General features: G+C 36.7%; 8 protein-coding genes. 6 read left to right on the top strand and 2 right to left on the bottom strand.

From position 1 onward, the window contains the following. Window positions 1–143 precede the first annotated feature (143 nt). A complete protein-coding gene (locus BM121_RS07315) occupies window positions 144–4,310 on the bottom strand; it encodes an endo-1,4-beta-xylanase (RefSeq protein WP_091482838.1) in 4,167 nt (1,388 codons plus the stop codon). A gap of 382 nt (window positions 4,311–4,692) precedes the next feature. Here BM121_RS07315 and BM121_RS07310 point away from each other — a divergent pair, with 382 nt between their 5' ends. Continuing rightward, window positions 4,693–5,457, top strand: coding sequence for a response regulator transcription factor (locus BM121_RS07310; protein ID WP_091482837.1), 765 nt, complete (start codon window positions 4,693–4,695; stop codon window positions 5,455–5,457). On the opposite strand, the gene sinI is transcribed toward BM121_RS07310, so the two are convergent. Next, window positions 5,447–5,590, bottom strand: coding sequence for a DNA-binding anti-repressor SinI (gene sinI / locus BM121_RS21775; RefSeq protein ID WP_139220253.1), 144 nt, complete (start codon window positions 5,588–5,590; stop codon window positions 5,447–5,449). The genes BM121_RS07310 and sinI overlap by 11 nt on opposite strands. A gap of 110 nt (window positions 5,591–5,700) precedes the next feature. Between sinI and BM121_RS07305 the strand changes: the two genes are divergently transcribed. From BM121_RS07305 to BM121_RS07285, 5 genes are all read left to right on the top strand, one after another. Next, window positions 5,701–10,893: an ATP-binding sensor histidine kinase gene (locus BM121_RS07305; RefSeq protein WP_175495358.1), complete on the top strand. Its 5,193-nt coding sequence runs from the start codon at window positions 5,701–5,703 to the stop codon at window positions 10,891–10,893. 490 nt (window positions 10,894–11,383) lie between these two features. Continuing rightward, window positions 11,384–12,547 carry a ParM/StbA family protein gene (locus tag BM121_RS07300; RefSeq protein WP_091482833.1) on the top strand — a complete coding sequence of 388 codons (1,164 nt, stop codon included), beginning with the start codon at window positions 11,384–11,386 and terminating at the stop codon, window positions 12,545–12,547. 9 nt (window positions 12,548–12,556) lie between these two features. After that, window positions 12,557–13,138 (top strand): hypothetical protein, encoded by a 582-nt coding sequence (locus BM121_RS07295; RefSeq protein WP_091482831.1) that lies wholly within the window; start codon window positions 12,557–12,559, stop codon window positions 13,136–13,138. 627 nt (window positions 13,139–13,765) lie between these two features. Further along, on the top strand, window positions 13,766–15,511 hold the full coding sequence (locus BM121_RS07290) for an ABC transporter ATP-binding protein (RefSeq protein WP_091482829.1): 1,746 nt from the start codon (window positions 13,766–13,768) through the stop codon (window positions 15,509–15,511). Next, a complete protein-coding gene (locus BM121_RS07285; RefSeq protein WP_091482827.1) occupies window positions 15,512–17,248 on the top strand; it encodes an ABC transporter ATP-binding protein in 1,737 nt (578 codons plus the stop codon). It begins immediately after the preceding gene. Window positions 17,249–17,528: the final 280 nt, after the last annotated feature.

The raw sequence follows: 17,528 nt of genomic DNA, 5'->3' as shown, positions 1-17,528 counted from the left end.
TAATATCAACTATCAATGAAATTGATAGAGAAGAGCACAGAGTTGATAGTAAATCTCAAGTGTAAATAAAAATCACGTTTGATTTACAATGACAGAGACGTAAAAAAGAGACTGACGAAGTGCTATCAGTCTCTTTATTTACGTTACAGCAAGCTAGACTTTTTTCTTTTAATAAGTAGGAGGAAGACAGCACCAATAAGTAGTATCATTAATCCTGCTAGTAAATAATTGAATGTACTTGTTGCTGTATCAGGCAATTTATTTTCTTCATCAACATGATTTACTGGATCTGCCTTGGATTCTTCCACTTTTTCTGTCTCAAATACCGCAAATGTGCTGAAATGGCCAGTTTCGGCTGTAACAACCCCATTTTGGTATTCTCCACCGATGAGTTCCCATGTCTCCGCATCCGGATTCCAGTAGAACAATTTTACATTGTTAGAATCTTTTACTTTATCTTTATCGACTTTAAATGAAAGGGCAACTTTCGAATCAAACTGACGGATTTCTTTGTCACCTTGCATAATGATAAAGTCATAGACAGCACTTAAAGCCCCATCCATATCTTTCATTTTTTGAATTTCAATATCTACCGCTTGATTCCCATTTGAAAATACGGATGCAGGCAATTGAATGCTAACATCTTTCATATTAATCGTGATTGTAGCGTTTTGCTGCTTCAACTGTTTCACTTGATCGCTAGTAAATGAAACGGTGATGGAAGAGTCATGATTTCTTAGATTAATGACTAATTCGTCTTCTTTTTCTAATTTATCGATGTCATCATCTTTCATAGTTGCTTGTTTATTTTTCACTACTGGTTTTGTTACGACTTGTTTTGGTTTTTCAGGTGTTGGTTCTTTGGAATCTGGATCTTCAGGTTGAGGTTCTTCCGGTTCAGGTGTTGAGTCTGCTGAACCTTCAAGTGTTAAAATACCAAATACGGATGTATCCTGATAGCCAGCGCCAGTTGTGTCGTTCCATGTTGCAGCACTTTCACGGGCACCATCTTTTGCATCATTAATTTGTACGTCAAAGCCAATTTCTGTGCCATCTTCTGGAGTAATGGTTTTAAATGGAATCTTCACTTCTACAGTGTAACCATTATCTGAAACATGAGTGGCTGAATCGAATCCATCAGCAATGCTTTCAGGGTTGAAGGACGTTTCATTATTAAAATTCACTCTGTATTGTCCATCATCGTCTTGATAGGAAGCTGTTTTTCCATTATTTTCATCGACAAAGACTTCAATGGAATCCTGTTCCCATGCATTTTCGTTGGTATCGTCAAGATTAGAGTCACTTACCTGAATCAAGACATAAAGGTTTTCGTCATCCCACAGAGCCTTGGCTGTTCCGTCTGCTCCTTGCCAAGCCATCTGATAACGGTTAATCGGTAATGCTGGCACATCGCTCCAAACATTATCTATTGCTCCATCGATTTCCGGAGTCCCGAACGAAGCTGTAGAATGATTTGCTTCTGTCTCCTCAAGTTCGTGTTCTTCTATAAATGTATCAGGGTCGATTACAGCATTGTAAGCCGGTTTCGCTTGCAAGTCTTTATTAAACAATAATGGGCTTTGCTCTGCTCGCCAGCTCGTCGCATCATTCAGACCCCAGAATGTTACACGAGAGATATGGTCAGCATGTTCTTTATAAAGCTGGAACAATTGGGCATATAAATAACCTTGCGCATTTGCTTGCTGCTCCGTAAGTTCATTATCGCTACCAGCTGTAATATCAAGCTCTGTTACACCAACTTCCACACCAAGAGAGATAAACTTCTCCATGGATCGTCTTACATTTTCAGGATTGGTGTTTAAATTATAGTGTCCTTGCATGCCGATACCGTCAACTAACAGTTCACCATCATTATCTGTTGCGTAGTTCTCATTAATTTCTTTTACCATTTGATACATGGCTTCTGCTTTGTTCTGATTATCATCATTGTAATCATTATAATAAAGGCTAATATCCCAGCCGTTTTCATCTATTACCTCTTTTGCTGCACGGAAGGACTGTTCTACGTAATCAGGTCCGATAGCTTGGTACCAGCCTGATTGACGTAAGGATGCTTTCCAATCAGCTGGATTTGGCGGGTTATCAATCATCGCTTCATTGACCACATCCCAGGAAATCACATTTGGCCCGAAATGCTCTATTGTTGTTTTAACATGGTTTCGCAAGTTTTCAAGCGCTTCTTCCCGACTTAAAGGATTACCATTTTCATCAGAATGTAGCCATTCATCTGACTGTTGGTGCCAAACTAGTACGTGGCCATGTAATTGTAACCCTTGCTTTGAAGCTTGTTCGACAAGTGCATCTTCGGCAGTAAAATCAAATTCTCTGTCATCATTATATGCATAACCTGGTTTCATCGCATTCTCCGCTGTCACAAGGTTGTGATGCATGTTAAGAAGCTCCAGTCTGGTACCTTCAAATTCGGCATTGGAGACTGCATTTCCAATTAAAAAATAGTCTGCATACACATCTTTTATTGGAGTCAAATCTTTCTCGATTTCAACTTCTCCCGAATCGGTAGGCTCAAAAGTTACATCATCAATATAGAAAGAAGCCGTACTATTATTTGAACTTTCTACATAAATGGCTAAATATTCGCCACCCACACTACTGTAACGATACGTTCCTTCGAGTTGTACCCAGCCATCTTCCGTACTAATCGTTTTTCCTTGCAGGTTATTGTAATTAGCACTGTCACCTTCACCGACCTGTGTTGATAGCTGAAGCTGTGAACTTTCCGATGAGATCAGCTTAACCCGTGCAGAAATTTTATATTCTTGCCCTTGGTCGACATATTGCTCGACACGCAATGATGGTCCATGCCAATTCTCTGATCTTTCCGCCACTTTTAAAGCATGAGAACCATTTTCTGTATGATTTTCTTCATCGGTTACAGTAAGTGTTTCCGAATCACCTCTAGGTTCAAACCCACCTGTTGTTTGGTCTTCAAATGTAATGGTAGTGAAATCTTCAGCAGGTTGTCTTGGCTCCTCTTGTTCTTCTTCATCATCGTCTTCTGAAGCCCTCTCTTCGATAATGAGAATACCCCCGATATAGAATGGAATAGTTTGCCCGTCATCATTAGATTGGATTCGTAAAGCATTGTCTTCACTTGTATTAACGGTATATTCTCCAGATAAAGTAAAAGATTGCCCCTCCACTAATTCAGCAGCTGCATACAGTCCGTTATAGCTGTCAACATTTTGAAGCAATGCTTGAGACCCTTCTGGAATCGTTACATTGTCATCTACATAACCTGTAATGGTAATTGTATAGGTTTTTCCATCTTCCATGCCGACGTTGCTGAATGGAAGGTTAACCCCATCCCAGTTATTGCTTCTCTCGCTTACATGGATCGCATTTCCATCTTCATTACCTTCAAATACGATTTCAGAAACAGGATCCAATTGTGCGTTCCCTGCTTGTGTTACAACACCTAATCCATCTTCAAAGGTTTCATGATAAACAGTATTCGCCTCTGATTCGTCTTCTGTTTCTGTTTCAGGATCGGGTACTGGACCGCCGATCCATCCTGCAATATCTTCTAGCGTCGTGTCCATTACTACATAATGACGACTCATAGCATATTCGTCTTCGTCAGGTGTTCCAACCTTAAATGCGTATTGGATTCCATTTTCTTTGTTTACCTCTTTTGCCGCATCATTGTAGCTGCCATAAGGATAAGCCATGAGAATGGGGTTTTCACCTGTAATATCACTTAAATACGTATTAGCTTGAGTAATTTCTTCCTCAGCTTGTTCTTTTGTTATTTCACTTCTCTGACTGCCATCATTTCCCCAAGTTTCATCGCTGTGTGTGTTGGAGTGATTTTGCAGACTGACATTTGGATGGTCTGCTAAATTTTTCAGCTGTTCTTCTGACATACTGTAATCAGTACCAATCCAATCGGTGATCACAAATTGAACAGCATGCATGTCATACTTTTCTAAGACAGGGAGCGCATTGGTGATAAAATCAGGAGTAGCATCATCAAAGGTTAATAGAATAGGATTTTCAGGAGCTGTTTCCGTTCCTTCCATGATACTGACATATTGTTCTGCGGATAAAGTGTTATATCCATTGTCATGGAGATACTTCATGGTCTGTTCAAAGTTTTCAATACTGGTGTCTGTCCATTGATTGGAAGGATTTTCAACAACTCGATGATACAGAAGAACTGGCATATCTTCGTTCGTTGCTGCTTCTTTAGCCGGTGTAATCCAGCCTGATGGAATGACCAAAATCGCTATAAGAAATAATGAAATAATTCTTTTAAAATGCCTGTTCATATTTTGTATTCCTCCATAAATAAAATTAGCTCCAAATTATAAAACGCTTACAAATTTGTGATTAACCTCCTTTCCATCTATCATTTTAGCTTGTTACTAGTAAACCTTTAACCACAAAAGTTAAAGGTTTTACTTTAGAAATTAAATATCTTTTCTAGTTAGGTGTTTAACTAGTTAGTAGAATTCTCCCAATATATAATCGAAATATTGGAAAAAAATATATTTCTTATTGTTGTCCTGTGTAAAACCTTTGGTATACTAATATAAAAGTACCACATTTGAAGATAGTTTATATTACCCAAAAGTAACGTTAAGTATATACCCAATTGTTGAGAAAAAAGTATTAACGCGCGGATGAAAGTTTAAGAAAGGGGGAAAGGCGTTGGCTAGCGAAAAAATTTTAATAGTTGATGATGATGCGGATATGCGTACAATACTAGAATTATACTTAAAAGAAAATGGCTATCAAGTTTTGGCGGCAGAAGATGGAGTAGCTGCGTTAACAATGGTAGAGAAGGAATCACCAGATTTAATCATTTTAGATGTAATAATGCCTAGGTTGGACGGCTTCGAGCTTTGTCAGGAAATAAAAAAAATAATAGATATACCTATTATTTTCCTAAGTTCCAAACAAGATGATATGGATAAAATTTTGGGGCTGGGTGTTGGCGGAGATGATTTTATTGAAAAAACGACCAGTTCACCAGTATTAATAGCTAAAATAAAGGCACATTTACGCCGGTATAGGAAGCTGTCCCAACAAAACAAACAAAATGGAATCTCTGAAAAAAAATCTAGTATGATTGAATACCCCGGATTAGTAATTAATCTTGACAGTGCTGTTGTAAAATTAAATAATCAAACATTACATTTATCAGCAAAGGAGTTTCAAATCCTATGTTTGTTAGCGCAGAATCCTGAAAGAATTTTTAGTGTAGAGAAATTGTTTGAGTTAATCTGGGATGAAAATAGTTTAGGAGATTATCGGACAGTTATGGTACATATCAGCAATTTAAGAAAAAAATTAGACACAAATTCTAATCAACCTAAGTATATCGAAACGGTGCGCGGGATTGGTTATAAATTTAATAGAATCGAAGAACAAACGAATGAACAAAGTGATTTTACGAATCACCTTAATCGATAATCTTCTTTTCTTTTAAAAATTTTCTCACTTGTTGAACGGTGATTCCTTTTTGTTTTGCGATGGTCAATAAAATTAACCATTCCTTATCTAATTCCTGTTCTTTACTGTGATTTTGTTTCATGGAGTCTAACATACGTATTTCCCCCTTTTTGATCGTCATGAAAAGTATAAGAAAAGAGTTTAAAAAAGAGTTAAAATTTGGTTAAAATTAACTTAAAATTTTGAAAATTAGGATGATAGATGATGAAAAAATTGTCGAATTATCAACTAACTGAAACGATTATTGCTTCTAACTCATGGGTGTTATATAAAGCCGTTTCGAGCCTCAACCATGAACAAGCTTTGATAAAGACTCTTCATAATAAAGCACATCCTCAATCCAAAGCTGAATTAATTCATGAGTATTATACGTTATGTGACGCAGATCTTTATGGCGTTCTGAAGCCGGTTGCCTTGGAAAAAAGTAAGGAACAACCTTATTTAATGATGGAGTTTTTTGAAGGGCAACCATTAACAAACTGGTTAAGAAGTAATCAGGTATTTGATATCAGCACATTTTTAAAGATCGCCATTAAATTAACATCGATTCTTGCGTCGGTTCATCAAAAAAATATTATTCATAAATCGATTCAACCAGATCATATTTTATATGATCCCAATACGGATCATATAAAATTAACAGGCTTTCAGCAATCAACTATGCTCTCTAAAGAAATGCCACAAGCCGATATAACACCATATCAGATAGAAGAAGTTAGCTATGTATCACCAGAGCAAACGGGTAGAATGAATCGTCCCATTGATTACCGTACCGATTTATATTCATTAGGTATTCTGTTCTATCAAATAGTCACTGGTCGTGTTCCATTTACAATGAGGGACCCAGTTGAAGTTATTCATGCACATCTTGCACAAACAGCAAATCCCCCTCATGAAGTAAATCCATCGATTCCTAAAATAATATCCAATATCATTATGAAGTTACTTTCTAAAATGCCTGAACAAAGGTATCAAAGTACATACGGGTTAAAAAAAGATTTAGAAAAATGTTCTCATGCTTTTTATGCAAATAATGGCACAGAATTATTTTCATTAGGAGAACATGACGCAAGCCCTATGCTTGAAAAGCCAAATAAGCTTTATGGGAGAAACAATGAACTGGAGCAGCTTATTAGTAAGTTTGAGCATATCCAGCATGGTGCACCATCACTTGTGCTTCTTCCTGGCCCGTCAGGCATTGGTAAGACTGCCTTGGTCAATAAGCTCCATAAACCATTACTAAGTAAACAAGGGTATTTTATTACGGGTAAGTTTGTGCAATTTCAGAAGCATATTCCTTACGCACCTATTATTGGAGCCTTTCGATCGTTAATAAGGCAAATCTTAACGGAAGATACAGACAGTATTCAAACCTGGAAAGAGAAATTAAACCTGTCATTGGCAAATAATGCTTGGGTGATCGCTAACTTCATTCCTGAAATTGAATGGTTGATTGGCAAGCAGGTAGAAGGGTCAGAGTTACCTCCACAAGGAGTCCATAACCGTTTCATGTTAGCGGTTAGGAAATTTGTTGAAGTGTTTGCTACAGAGAATCATCCACTTGTATTGTTTATCGATGATTTACAGTGGGCAGATAATGCGACGCTTGATTTAATGCGACATCTCCTTACGAATCCAGACAGAAGAAATTTATTAATCATCGGTGCTTATCGTGATAATGAAGTATCGGTTGGTCATCCGTTTGAATTATTTTTAAACCAACTAAATCATACGGAAGTAGGCGTATCTACTATTCCTATATACCCCTTAGCAAAGAATCATATCGAACAATGGATTGAGGAAGTCCTTGCTCTTGAAGCGGTAGATGCTGAACCATTAGTAGAATTAATTTATCGTATTACCAGAGGGAATCCCTTTTTTATCATTCAATTATTACAATTATTGAATCAGGAAAAAATGATAAGTTTTGATTTAAGTACAGCGACGTGGCAAATCAACCTTACCACACTGAAACAGATTCCAATGACGGATTCCATGCTTGATTTTATTATGAAACAGATTAATAAGTTATCAACAGAAACGGTGAAACTTATACAACTAGCTGCTTGTATTGGCAGTCAGTTTAATCTTAAATTATTGGCAACTATTGCTGGAGAAAGCTATGTAACTACTGCTAATCGATTATGGGACGGGTTAGAAGAAGGGGTTATACTGCCGATGGATGCCCGCTATAAATGGGTCTATCCCAATGAGAATGAACAGCTTTTAAATGAAAACCCCCCAAGCTATCGGTTTTTACATGATAAAATTCAACAGGCATTTTATACGTCGATGTCTATAGAAGAACGAGAACAAAGTCATTTAACGATAGCAGAACAATTAATTAGTCATTATACAACGGATGAAATCGAGGAACAGATATTTTCGATCGTGAACCATTTGAATCTCTGTCAATCTCGACTAACTCCCGTTCAGCAAAAGGATTTAATCAAATGGAATCGCATGGCAGGGGAAAAGGCAAAGCGTGCTGCAGCATTCCAATCTGAATTGACATTTTATAAGAATGCCTTTCAATTATTGCCTCAGGATAAATGGCAAAGCGATTATGACGAGACGTATACTGTTATGGTGGGGTATGGAGAGTCATTATACCTTAACCAACATTTTGAAGAAGCAGAAGACATTTTTGAGGACACATTGACACATGCCAAAACCAAACAAGATATGCTGTATATTTACAATCTGAAAATAACGTTGTACACACATATTCACGAAGTAACGCAAGCAACAAATTCTGGACTCACTGGCTTACGATTATTTGGTATTGAAATGAAAGATAAGCCGAATAAAGCGATGGTGGCCAAGGAATATCTCTTAACGAAAATTGCTTTAGGAAACAAACGCGGTGATGAATTATTAAAACTTCCACCTGTAGCAGATGAAAATCAAAGACTAATTATGCGAACGCTGATTAATTCAAATGCTCCGACCTATCATGTCGATCAAAATTTAGCAACGATTCTGATGCTCAGAGCACTTCGTTTAATATTAAAATTTGGTGATATGGATGTATCTGCTCTCGTTTATAACAACTACGCATTGACACTTAGTGCTGGCTTTGGTGATTATCAAGCAAGCTATCAATTTGGAACACTGGCGATTCAACATGTAAAAAAGTCTGGAGATACTGCATTACAAGCACGCGTTTACTTTGTTTTTGGAGCTTTTGTCAATCATTGGAGCAAGCATATTCGTTATAGTTTAGAATATTTAGAGAAATCCCAGCAGATTTGTATCGAAACAGGCAATTTGCATTTAGCTGGTGCTACTGGTGCATTTATTGGATTGACGCAACATATCAAAGGAGATAACTTGGAACAGGTAAAAGAGGGTATCGATAGACAGTTAACATTTGCTAAAAAAAATGAATATGCCATTTCCGATGATTTCTTAAGCGAGTTGTTAGGGTGGATTGCTGCGCTTTCTTCACCTGATAAACAGCCTACTTGGGAATTTCCCGAGTTCACCGATGATAACTCCGCGGCTATTATGCATAAGACCGTTCGGTTACAGCTGGCGTATTTGTTTAATCATCGTTCCATAGCAATATCACTAATGCAGGAGTTGGAACCACTCGTGGATAACACACTAGTGTTAGTTGTTGCACCGGAATACTTCTTTTACCATTCGTTATGGTTAGTTAAGCTAATGGAAGAGGAAGAGGTAACAAGAAAAAGTGGCTATAGAAAGTTAAAGAATAATTTAAAAAAACTAAAAAAATGGGCTAAACACTCTCCGACTAACTATCTGCATAAGTATTTACTGATTCTTGCTGAGCAACAAAAGCTTACTGGACATGATAACGAGGCGGTCAGCAATTATCATCAAGCAATAGAAAATGCAGAAGAAAATGGTTTTCTTCAAGATTTTGCAATCGCCAATCATTGTGCTGCAACCTATTATTTATCAAAACAGCTTTCTAAAACAGCGAAATCCTATATGACAGAAGCATATAACGGTTATGTAAATTGGGGAGCAGTGCATATCGCAGAACATCTAAAGCAAACGCATCCAGAATTATTGTTGCAAATTAAACAAAGTGCTACAACTGGCTTTAATACGAAAGAAAGTTTAGATACCAAAGCAATTTTTGAGGCAGCTAGAGTCATCTCAAGTGAAGTAATACTAAATAAATTAATTAGCAGATTAATGGAGATATTCTTAACCTATGCCGGTGCAGAGCATGCATCCTTCCTGATACCTAATGAAAACAAGCTTGAATTGGTATCCTATAATCATATTGATGGCAATGTTGAAATATATGAGAAACTGCAACCATTAAAGAAACATTCGCGTCTATCAACAGCGATCGTTCATTATGTAGTGAATAGTAGGGAAGCGGTTGTGTTAGATCACGCAGCAGAACAAGGTCCATTTACCGAAAATCATTATATTCAAGATACACAAGCAAAATCGATCTTGTGTCTGCCGATTGTAAATCAGGATAGACTGGTTGCAATTTTGTATATGGAAAACAATAAGTCCACACACGTTTTTACCCATGAGCGATTAAATTTTTTAACATTAATTACATCTCAGGCAGCAGTATCGATTGCAAATGCCTATCTTTATGCTGATTTGGAAGAAAAGGTTAGTAAACGTACAGCATTATTAAATGAAACGAATCAACAATTAACAGAGGTCAATCAACAGTTGACCAATTCCAAAGAAAAAATGAAACATTTGCTCTCGAATGTATCACATGACCTCCAGTCGCCAGTTGCGGTAGTTCAGGGGTATGTCGGTGCATTATTAGATGGATTAGTGGATGACTCTGTAAAACAAAAGGAATATTTAACTATCATTAAAAAGAGAATGGGCGGTTTGAATAAGCTTATTAAAGATTTATTTGACTTATCCAAATTGGAATCAGGAAACATGCATTTTTCGATGGAAGCGATTCCTGTCGATCAGTTGTATGAGCACTTTTGTAATATGTTTACATTAGAGGTACAGCGGGCTGGTCTCCAATTTCATCAACGATTCGAGACAGATTCAATCAATGAATATCCGTTAGTAGAAGTAGACGTTATCCGTTTGGAACAGGTGATGACGAATTTAGTTTCTAATGCAATCAAACATACAGATAAAGGTACGATTGAATTAGCCTTAACTATTTCTGATTCAAATCAAGTTATCTTCTCTGTTCAAGATGAAGGAAGCGGTATTTCGAAATCAGATATCCCCTATGTATTTGACCGTCATTACACGAAGAGTAAAGTGAAAGGAAATGGACTAGGCCTTGCCATTAGCGAAGAAATTATTCTATGTCATAAGGGTCGCTTATGGGTGGAAAGTAAAGAGCAGAAAGGAACCATCTTTTATTTTTCTTTACCCCTTGTTGCTGATCATGTATATCAGTTACTTAAAAATTAGTAGAACACGTTTGGAAGAAAAGAGAATATATTAATTGAATAGTATGATAGCTTTCTTTTAGATCAATAGTTCACTATATTTGTTCTCTTGAAAAAAGCAATCTGACCACTTCTTGTTTATAAAGTCTTTGCCTTTTACTAAGATGTACATTTTAGATCATCAGTAGATTTCTAAGCAACTGTCAGATAAAAAAGGAAGTAGAGTGTGATAATTACCTCTATTTTCTTTTGTGTAAACATTTCAGTACACAAGTTTACGAAATGTAAACAGAAAGTGTACAAAACCGTTTACTTGTATACAAAAACGTATACAAGTTAATTTAAAAGTATGTGTACAATAAAGCAAACAATGCACACAGTTTTGTGTACATGTTACGAAATATTTCATTTAAGTTACAATTGTATTTTTTTTGGCGTCAGCTATTGATGAAGTCTATCATCTGCAATATCCTTTTTAGAAGAAGAGATTTTAATGACAAAGGATGATAAAAATGAGTCAATCAAGAATTGCAGCAGTTGATGTAGGAAATGATTCAGTGAAGGCGATATTTGGAGAGTTGGATCAGGAGTTCAACATACCGAATATTACTGCCAGAGATATTGAAGATCGCCCGGTCATCGGCATTGAGGAATTAGATCAAAAAGATCCTTTGGAAGGCATACATATTCGCGTGCACTCCCCTGCCCTGCAGGAAAACAATGCGATTTATCGTGTTGGTCACTTAGCATCGAAGTCAACCAATTCGACAGAGCTTGATCCAGGAAGCGGTAAGTCACAGGAAGACCAGACATTAATTATGCTTTTTGCATCGATTGCATTAGATGCGGCTAAAGCAAATAAAACTGGCTCTAACAACGTAATTGACGCGAATTACACATTAGGAACAGGGTTACCCCTTCGTGAAGTGAAAGAAGGAAAAGATGCAGGGTACCGTTCGAAACTTCTCGGATCGGTTCATCAGGTAGAGTTTTTAGTGACACCCAAATATCAAGGGATTAAAGTAAATATTAAATTTGACGAAGTTAAGGTATATCCCGAAGGTTTTGCCGCTTATATTAACTTAGTGATGGACCATGACCTGAAAATTATTAATAAGGATCTAATCGATAAACGGATTCTTATTCAAGATATCGGTGGTTTGTCTACTGATATTGCAGTGATTAAGAACCGTACTGTTGACGATGATAAAGCACAAGGCTTTAATCTTGGAGTGTCCGAGTCGCTTGAAAACATTCGTGAGGAAATCTTTAGTAACCATGGTGTTGAAGTGGACAGTCGTCGTGATGTCGTCGAAATTATTACACGAAATAATGACCGCAATCACATCATGGTAAAAGGGAGTCGGACAAGTGTTCATGACATTACTGATCGGATTTTGATGGAATTAGCGAAAAAACAATATCGTTTGTTAAGAAACGTCTGGCAAAAAAATTCACAAACGGAAATTTGTTATTTCGTTGGTGGAGGTTCCAATGTTTTAAAAGAGTATATCAAAACACTTAACAATAATTTAGATGGCTTCAATATTGAATTTTTTGAAGATGACAAGGAAAGCATTTGGATGATGGCCAACGCTTACTATAAACTGCTATCTGAATTTACCAAAAAGACTGAGAAATTGAAGGAAGAGAAAAAGACAGTGAAAAAGTCATAAGGTGATTATATGAAGAAATCAGCAAACCAAATCAATAGAGGCCAGACAATTTCTTTTCGGATTCCTTCAGACACGCCTGATTACCTTTTAAAGGAAATCCAGCGGCTGAAGGAAACCGAACGACGAAATTTTTCAAGCAGAATGGCTGAATTGGTGTTAAAGGGGATCAATGAAACAAGTTCTAAGGAAAGAGAAACTATTACGATTCCTCTTCCTGGCAGTTTAAACAAAGCGCAACGAAATTGGATTAAACATGAACATTCAGAAGCACTGTTAGGTAGTATCTTATATCAACTTTTAAATGACCCGGTTAGAGCGACTGGTTTATTAGCCTCACTTAATAGTAGTTCTACTGATATTGATGAAGCTCTGTATTTACAGGAAGAATTACCAGAAGAGCCTAAAGAAGCTGGCTTACAGGATGTAAATGAGATAGAAAAGGAACATGACCCATTGGATGATGATTTAGATTCAATTAATTGGGAGGAAGCTGTAAAAGAGAATCGAGAATCTGAGGATGAGGAAGTAGAGTCAGAAGAAGCAGATCTTGATGATATACTTGGAGATTTCTTAAGTAAAATGAACAAATAATTTTGCAAAATCGTCTAGCTCTTATAACACATTGTTATAAGAGCTTTATTTGTTAAGACAAGAAAATATAAAATCTGTGCGTATGTTTACGCAAGCGCCCAAAAACTAGGCAACTTCACGAATCGCCCTTATGCCTTTGGGCGAAAGTCTAAATTGTCCGCTAAAAAAATAAGTGCAAAATATCGGAGCGCAAAATCAAAATAGTACTTAAAAGACAATTAAGGACCAAAACCAGAAAGCAAACGATTAAATATGATACTTAAAGCGGGATTAAGTACCAAAATGAAACCCAATATCTTAATTTTGGAACTAAGAAAGGGATAAGTACCAAAATTTATAATGAACAAACTAAATTGAAATTATTGAGATTATCTTTATTATGAATATTGGATTGAAGTAGCCTGTACGCCTGAGTATACGGGCGCTCTGCGTTTTTTCATAATGTAAGAACCATTGGTAGCACAACATTAGGTATGAAAGGGTTGATTCTCTTCATTCTCTACGTTTCTAAACGGGCGCACTACGATTTTCTTAACGAAGATGCAACATAAAATATATTGTAATTGTTCTATCTTCTTGGTATATTTTTGTAAGCGATATCTTTAAAAGTGATGTAAGGAGGTAAAAATGAAATCAGATTCTTTACTACGTGTCTATTTCTGGACGCTGTCTTTCTTAAAGCCTTATAAATGGAAATTAATCTTACTCATATTGTGTGGATTAGTTATCACCGGATCTCAATTAGTTATCCCTAAACTGATTCAATATTTCATTGATACCATTCTTGAAAGCCAACAGACAAATCCGTTTCTTTGGTTGATCGGCTTAGTCGTTATGCTAGTTGTCCTAATTATTACTTTTTCAGCAATACGAAACATCGCCCAACGTTCTCTACAAGAAAAAGCCTCACGAGATATGCAATTTTCCATCTATTCACACCTAAGAAAACTAGGGTTTGCTTATTTTGAGAAGCATCCAGTGGGAGAAAGCCTAGCTCTCATGAATACAGAGGTTGCCTCCTTACAAAATCTATACAGACAACTGTTGCCATGGATGATTAATAATTTTATTTTTTCTATTATCTCTATCACCTTGATGGTTTCAATTAGTTGGAAATTAAGCTTAATCCTAATACCAAGTTTACTTCTATATTACATATTTGGTCCTTACCTTGAGAAAAAAGCATCTATGTACGGAAAAATAATGGCAGATGATCGTGTCCGTTTTAATCAAAAAGTTTACGAGAGTATTGCTTCCATTAATGACATACGTGCAAATGCAGCTGAGGATTGGGATCTGTCACATATAAAAAGCAGATATAAACAATTGAATAAAATGATGATCAAAACATATTGGTTTGCTTTTTGGAGAGGTACCAATCGTCGGATGTCCTACTATATAGGTGGAGTCGCCATTATTATTGTTGGTTCCCACCTTTCATTAACGGGGGCAATGTCTACAGGAGCTTTTGTGGCGTTTCTTCTCTATTACTTTCAAACCATGCACATCCTTACTTCGGTTGTGACTACGATTACAGAGCAAAGGGTTTTAATGGATCAGGCAGAAAAGCTATACAAATTTATAAACATTCCATCTGTAGTTCAAGAAGAAGAACATACAGCCACCATTGATAAGGTGCCGGGTAATATTGTATTTCAAGATGTGTCATTTCACTATTCAGATGGTCCGAGTGTGCTAAGTAATTTCAGCTTGTCCATTAACACTGGACAAAAAGTCGCTTTAGTCGGAGCAAGCGGTAACGGAAAATCTACGATATTAAAGCTAGTAGGCCGATTCTATGATCCAACAAAAGGAAGGATTCTATTAGATAGTCAACCAATTCACAAACTAAGCTTCCGAGATTTAAGAGAAAACCTCGGCTTTGTTTTCCAAGAAACGTATCTTTTTGGTGCTAGTGTTCGAGATAATATTTTATTTGGAAAGCCTGATGCTTCTGAAGCGGAGGTAGTAGAAGCAGCAAAGGCCGCTTTTGCTCATGATTTTATTCTCGAATTACCAAATGGTTACGATACATTACTTGGAGAACGTGGTGTGAAGTTATCTGGTGGTCAAAAGCAACGAATTTCTATTGCCAGAATGTTTATTAAAAACCCGCCTATTATATTACTAGATGAGGCAACAGCTTCTTTAGATACAATTAGTGAAAAAGAAGTGCAGGCAGCTCTTCAACGACTAATGCATGGTAGAACAACGATTACAGTAGCGCACCGTTTATCGACTATTCAACACTATGACCATATCGTATTAATCGAAAAAGGTAGAGTACTGGAAAGTGGCAACTATGATGAATTAATCGGGCAAAAAGGAGCTTTTTATCACTTATCACTTGGACAAAAGTTAGAGGGTGCTTAAATGAAAAATAATCTACGATGGTTAACAACCTATATACGACCTAACAAAGCATTACTGGTTATGGCAACTATCTTAATGATTGCCGAATCCTATGCAAGTCTAGCAACAATTGGATTGCAACAACTTTTAATTGATGACGTGCTGATAGCAAGTAATTATGATCAGTTATACGATGTGTTAGTGCTGATGATTTTAGCTTTTATTGCTTATTCCTTTTTGTTTACATTTGGACCACATACGATACATAAAACAAAAGCAGCACTCACAGAGCATATTGTGCAAGATTTTATGCGCTATATGTATAAAATTCCTACTGCATCCCTCCAAAAGGAACGTACAGGTTCGTATGTACACTATGTCGTAAATGATATTGATAAAGTAGGAGGGATGGTTGCAAATGATGTGCCTAGAGGATTACAGCAATTAGCAGCAGCTCTAGTGTTATTTGGTATAGTCGGTATGAATAGCCCTGTTATTCTATTATTTAGCCTCCTTTGCTGTGGTGTTTATGTCTGGTTAGGACGTTATTTTTCCCATAAATTAAAGATCGGTGCTAAACAGGTGCAGGAAACTCGATCAGACTTAATTGTTCATATCGAAGAAGGTATTTCATCAACGAGAGAAGTTATTGCTTATCATCGAATGCAGTGGGAAACTCGCATATATGAGAAGTTTTTCGAAAAATATTTTGATGCTGTAATGAAGGAAGGCAAACTCGTCAATCTGCAATTAATAAGCAGTGAACCGATTAGATGGGGAATCACGATATTTATATTGGGTTATGGAGGATATTTGGTGTTACAAGGACAAATGTCGATTGGTTTATTTGTTATTTTGTATCAGTTTAGTAATCAGCTTGTTTCAACATTCCAAAATTTGTTTAATATGGTAATGGAGTTTTCCGGTAAAATGGCAAGTCTTGACCGTGTACGCAGTGTGATGGACGGGCCAACATGGAAAAATGGAACAAAGAGAATTAACGAAAAGATAGAAACACTTCAATTACATAACGTACATTTTAGATATGACAGGGAGAGCAACGATATTCTCCGCAATTTGAGTATGGATATACCAATTGGTAATAAAGTAGCGATAGTAGGTGCTAGTGGCGGTGGCAAGTCTACGATTGCACAACTTCTTATTCGTTTTAATGATTCGTCAACAGGAGATATTATGGTCAATGGTAGCTCCCTTTCTGATATAGATCGTGCAGACTGGGCCAGCCGAGTAGCTATTGTTTTTCAAGAGCCTTATCTTTACCCTGATACAGTGAAGAGCAATATTTTAATGGGGATGGAAAATGTTAGCGATGAAGAAGTATTTCGAGTATGTCAAATTGCTTCTATTAATGACTATATTCTCTCACTTCCTGATGGATATGAGACAGTTATTGGTGAAAGAGGGATCACTTTATCTGGTGGACAAAGACAAAGGATTGCCATAGCTAGAGCTTTAATTAGAGATCCAGAAATGTTGATTCTGGACGAGGCAACATCTGCGCTTGACTTGATAACTGAAAAAGAAATCCAAGACAATCTCGATCAATATCGGAAAGGTAAATCAACGATTATCATTGCACATCGGTTATCCACGATTAAGAATGCCGGTTGTATTTTTGTATTAGATCATGGACAGTTAGTAGAGCGAGGAACACACGCAGAACTGCTGGAAAAAGGAAAAGTATACAAAGGGTTAGTGCAGTCAGAGGAACAGGAAAAGATAAAGGTTTCGGTATAAGGGTGCTGGATTATTTAATAAAAAGACTGGTAGCACCACAAATAACAGTACAATTAACTTATAAAAAACTGCTCTTCCAATTGTTAGATTGTGTCCAACAATTGGGGTGCAGTTCAATACTAAATCCAAGCGTTCTATTAAAATTTACATTAATACAATATGTAACCAACTAATTGTAATCATAATAAAAAGCTCTTCTTCGTTATTGAAGAAACGCCCTTGTTACTTTACGCATATTCTTTCACAAAGTTAGCAAACAAAGCTATCATTTGAATGCGTA

The sequence above is a fragment of the Gracilibacillus orientalis genome (genome assembly GCF_900114645.1).
In the GTDB taxonomy this organism is placed as follows: Bacteria; Bacillota; Bacilli; order Bacillales; family Amphibacillaceae; genus Gracilibacillus; species Gracilibacillus orientalis.
This window is presented reverse-complemented; position numbering and strand designations above follow the sequence as displayed.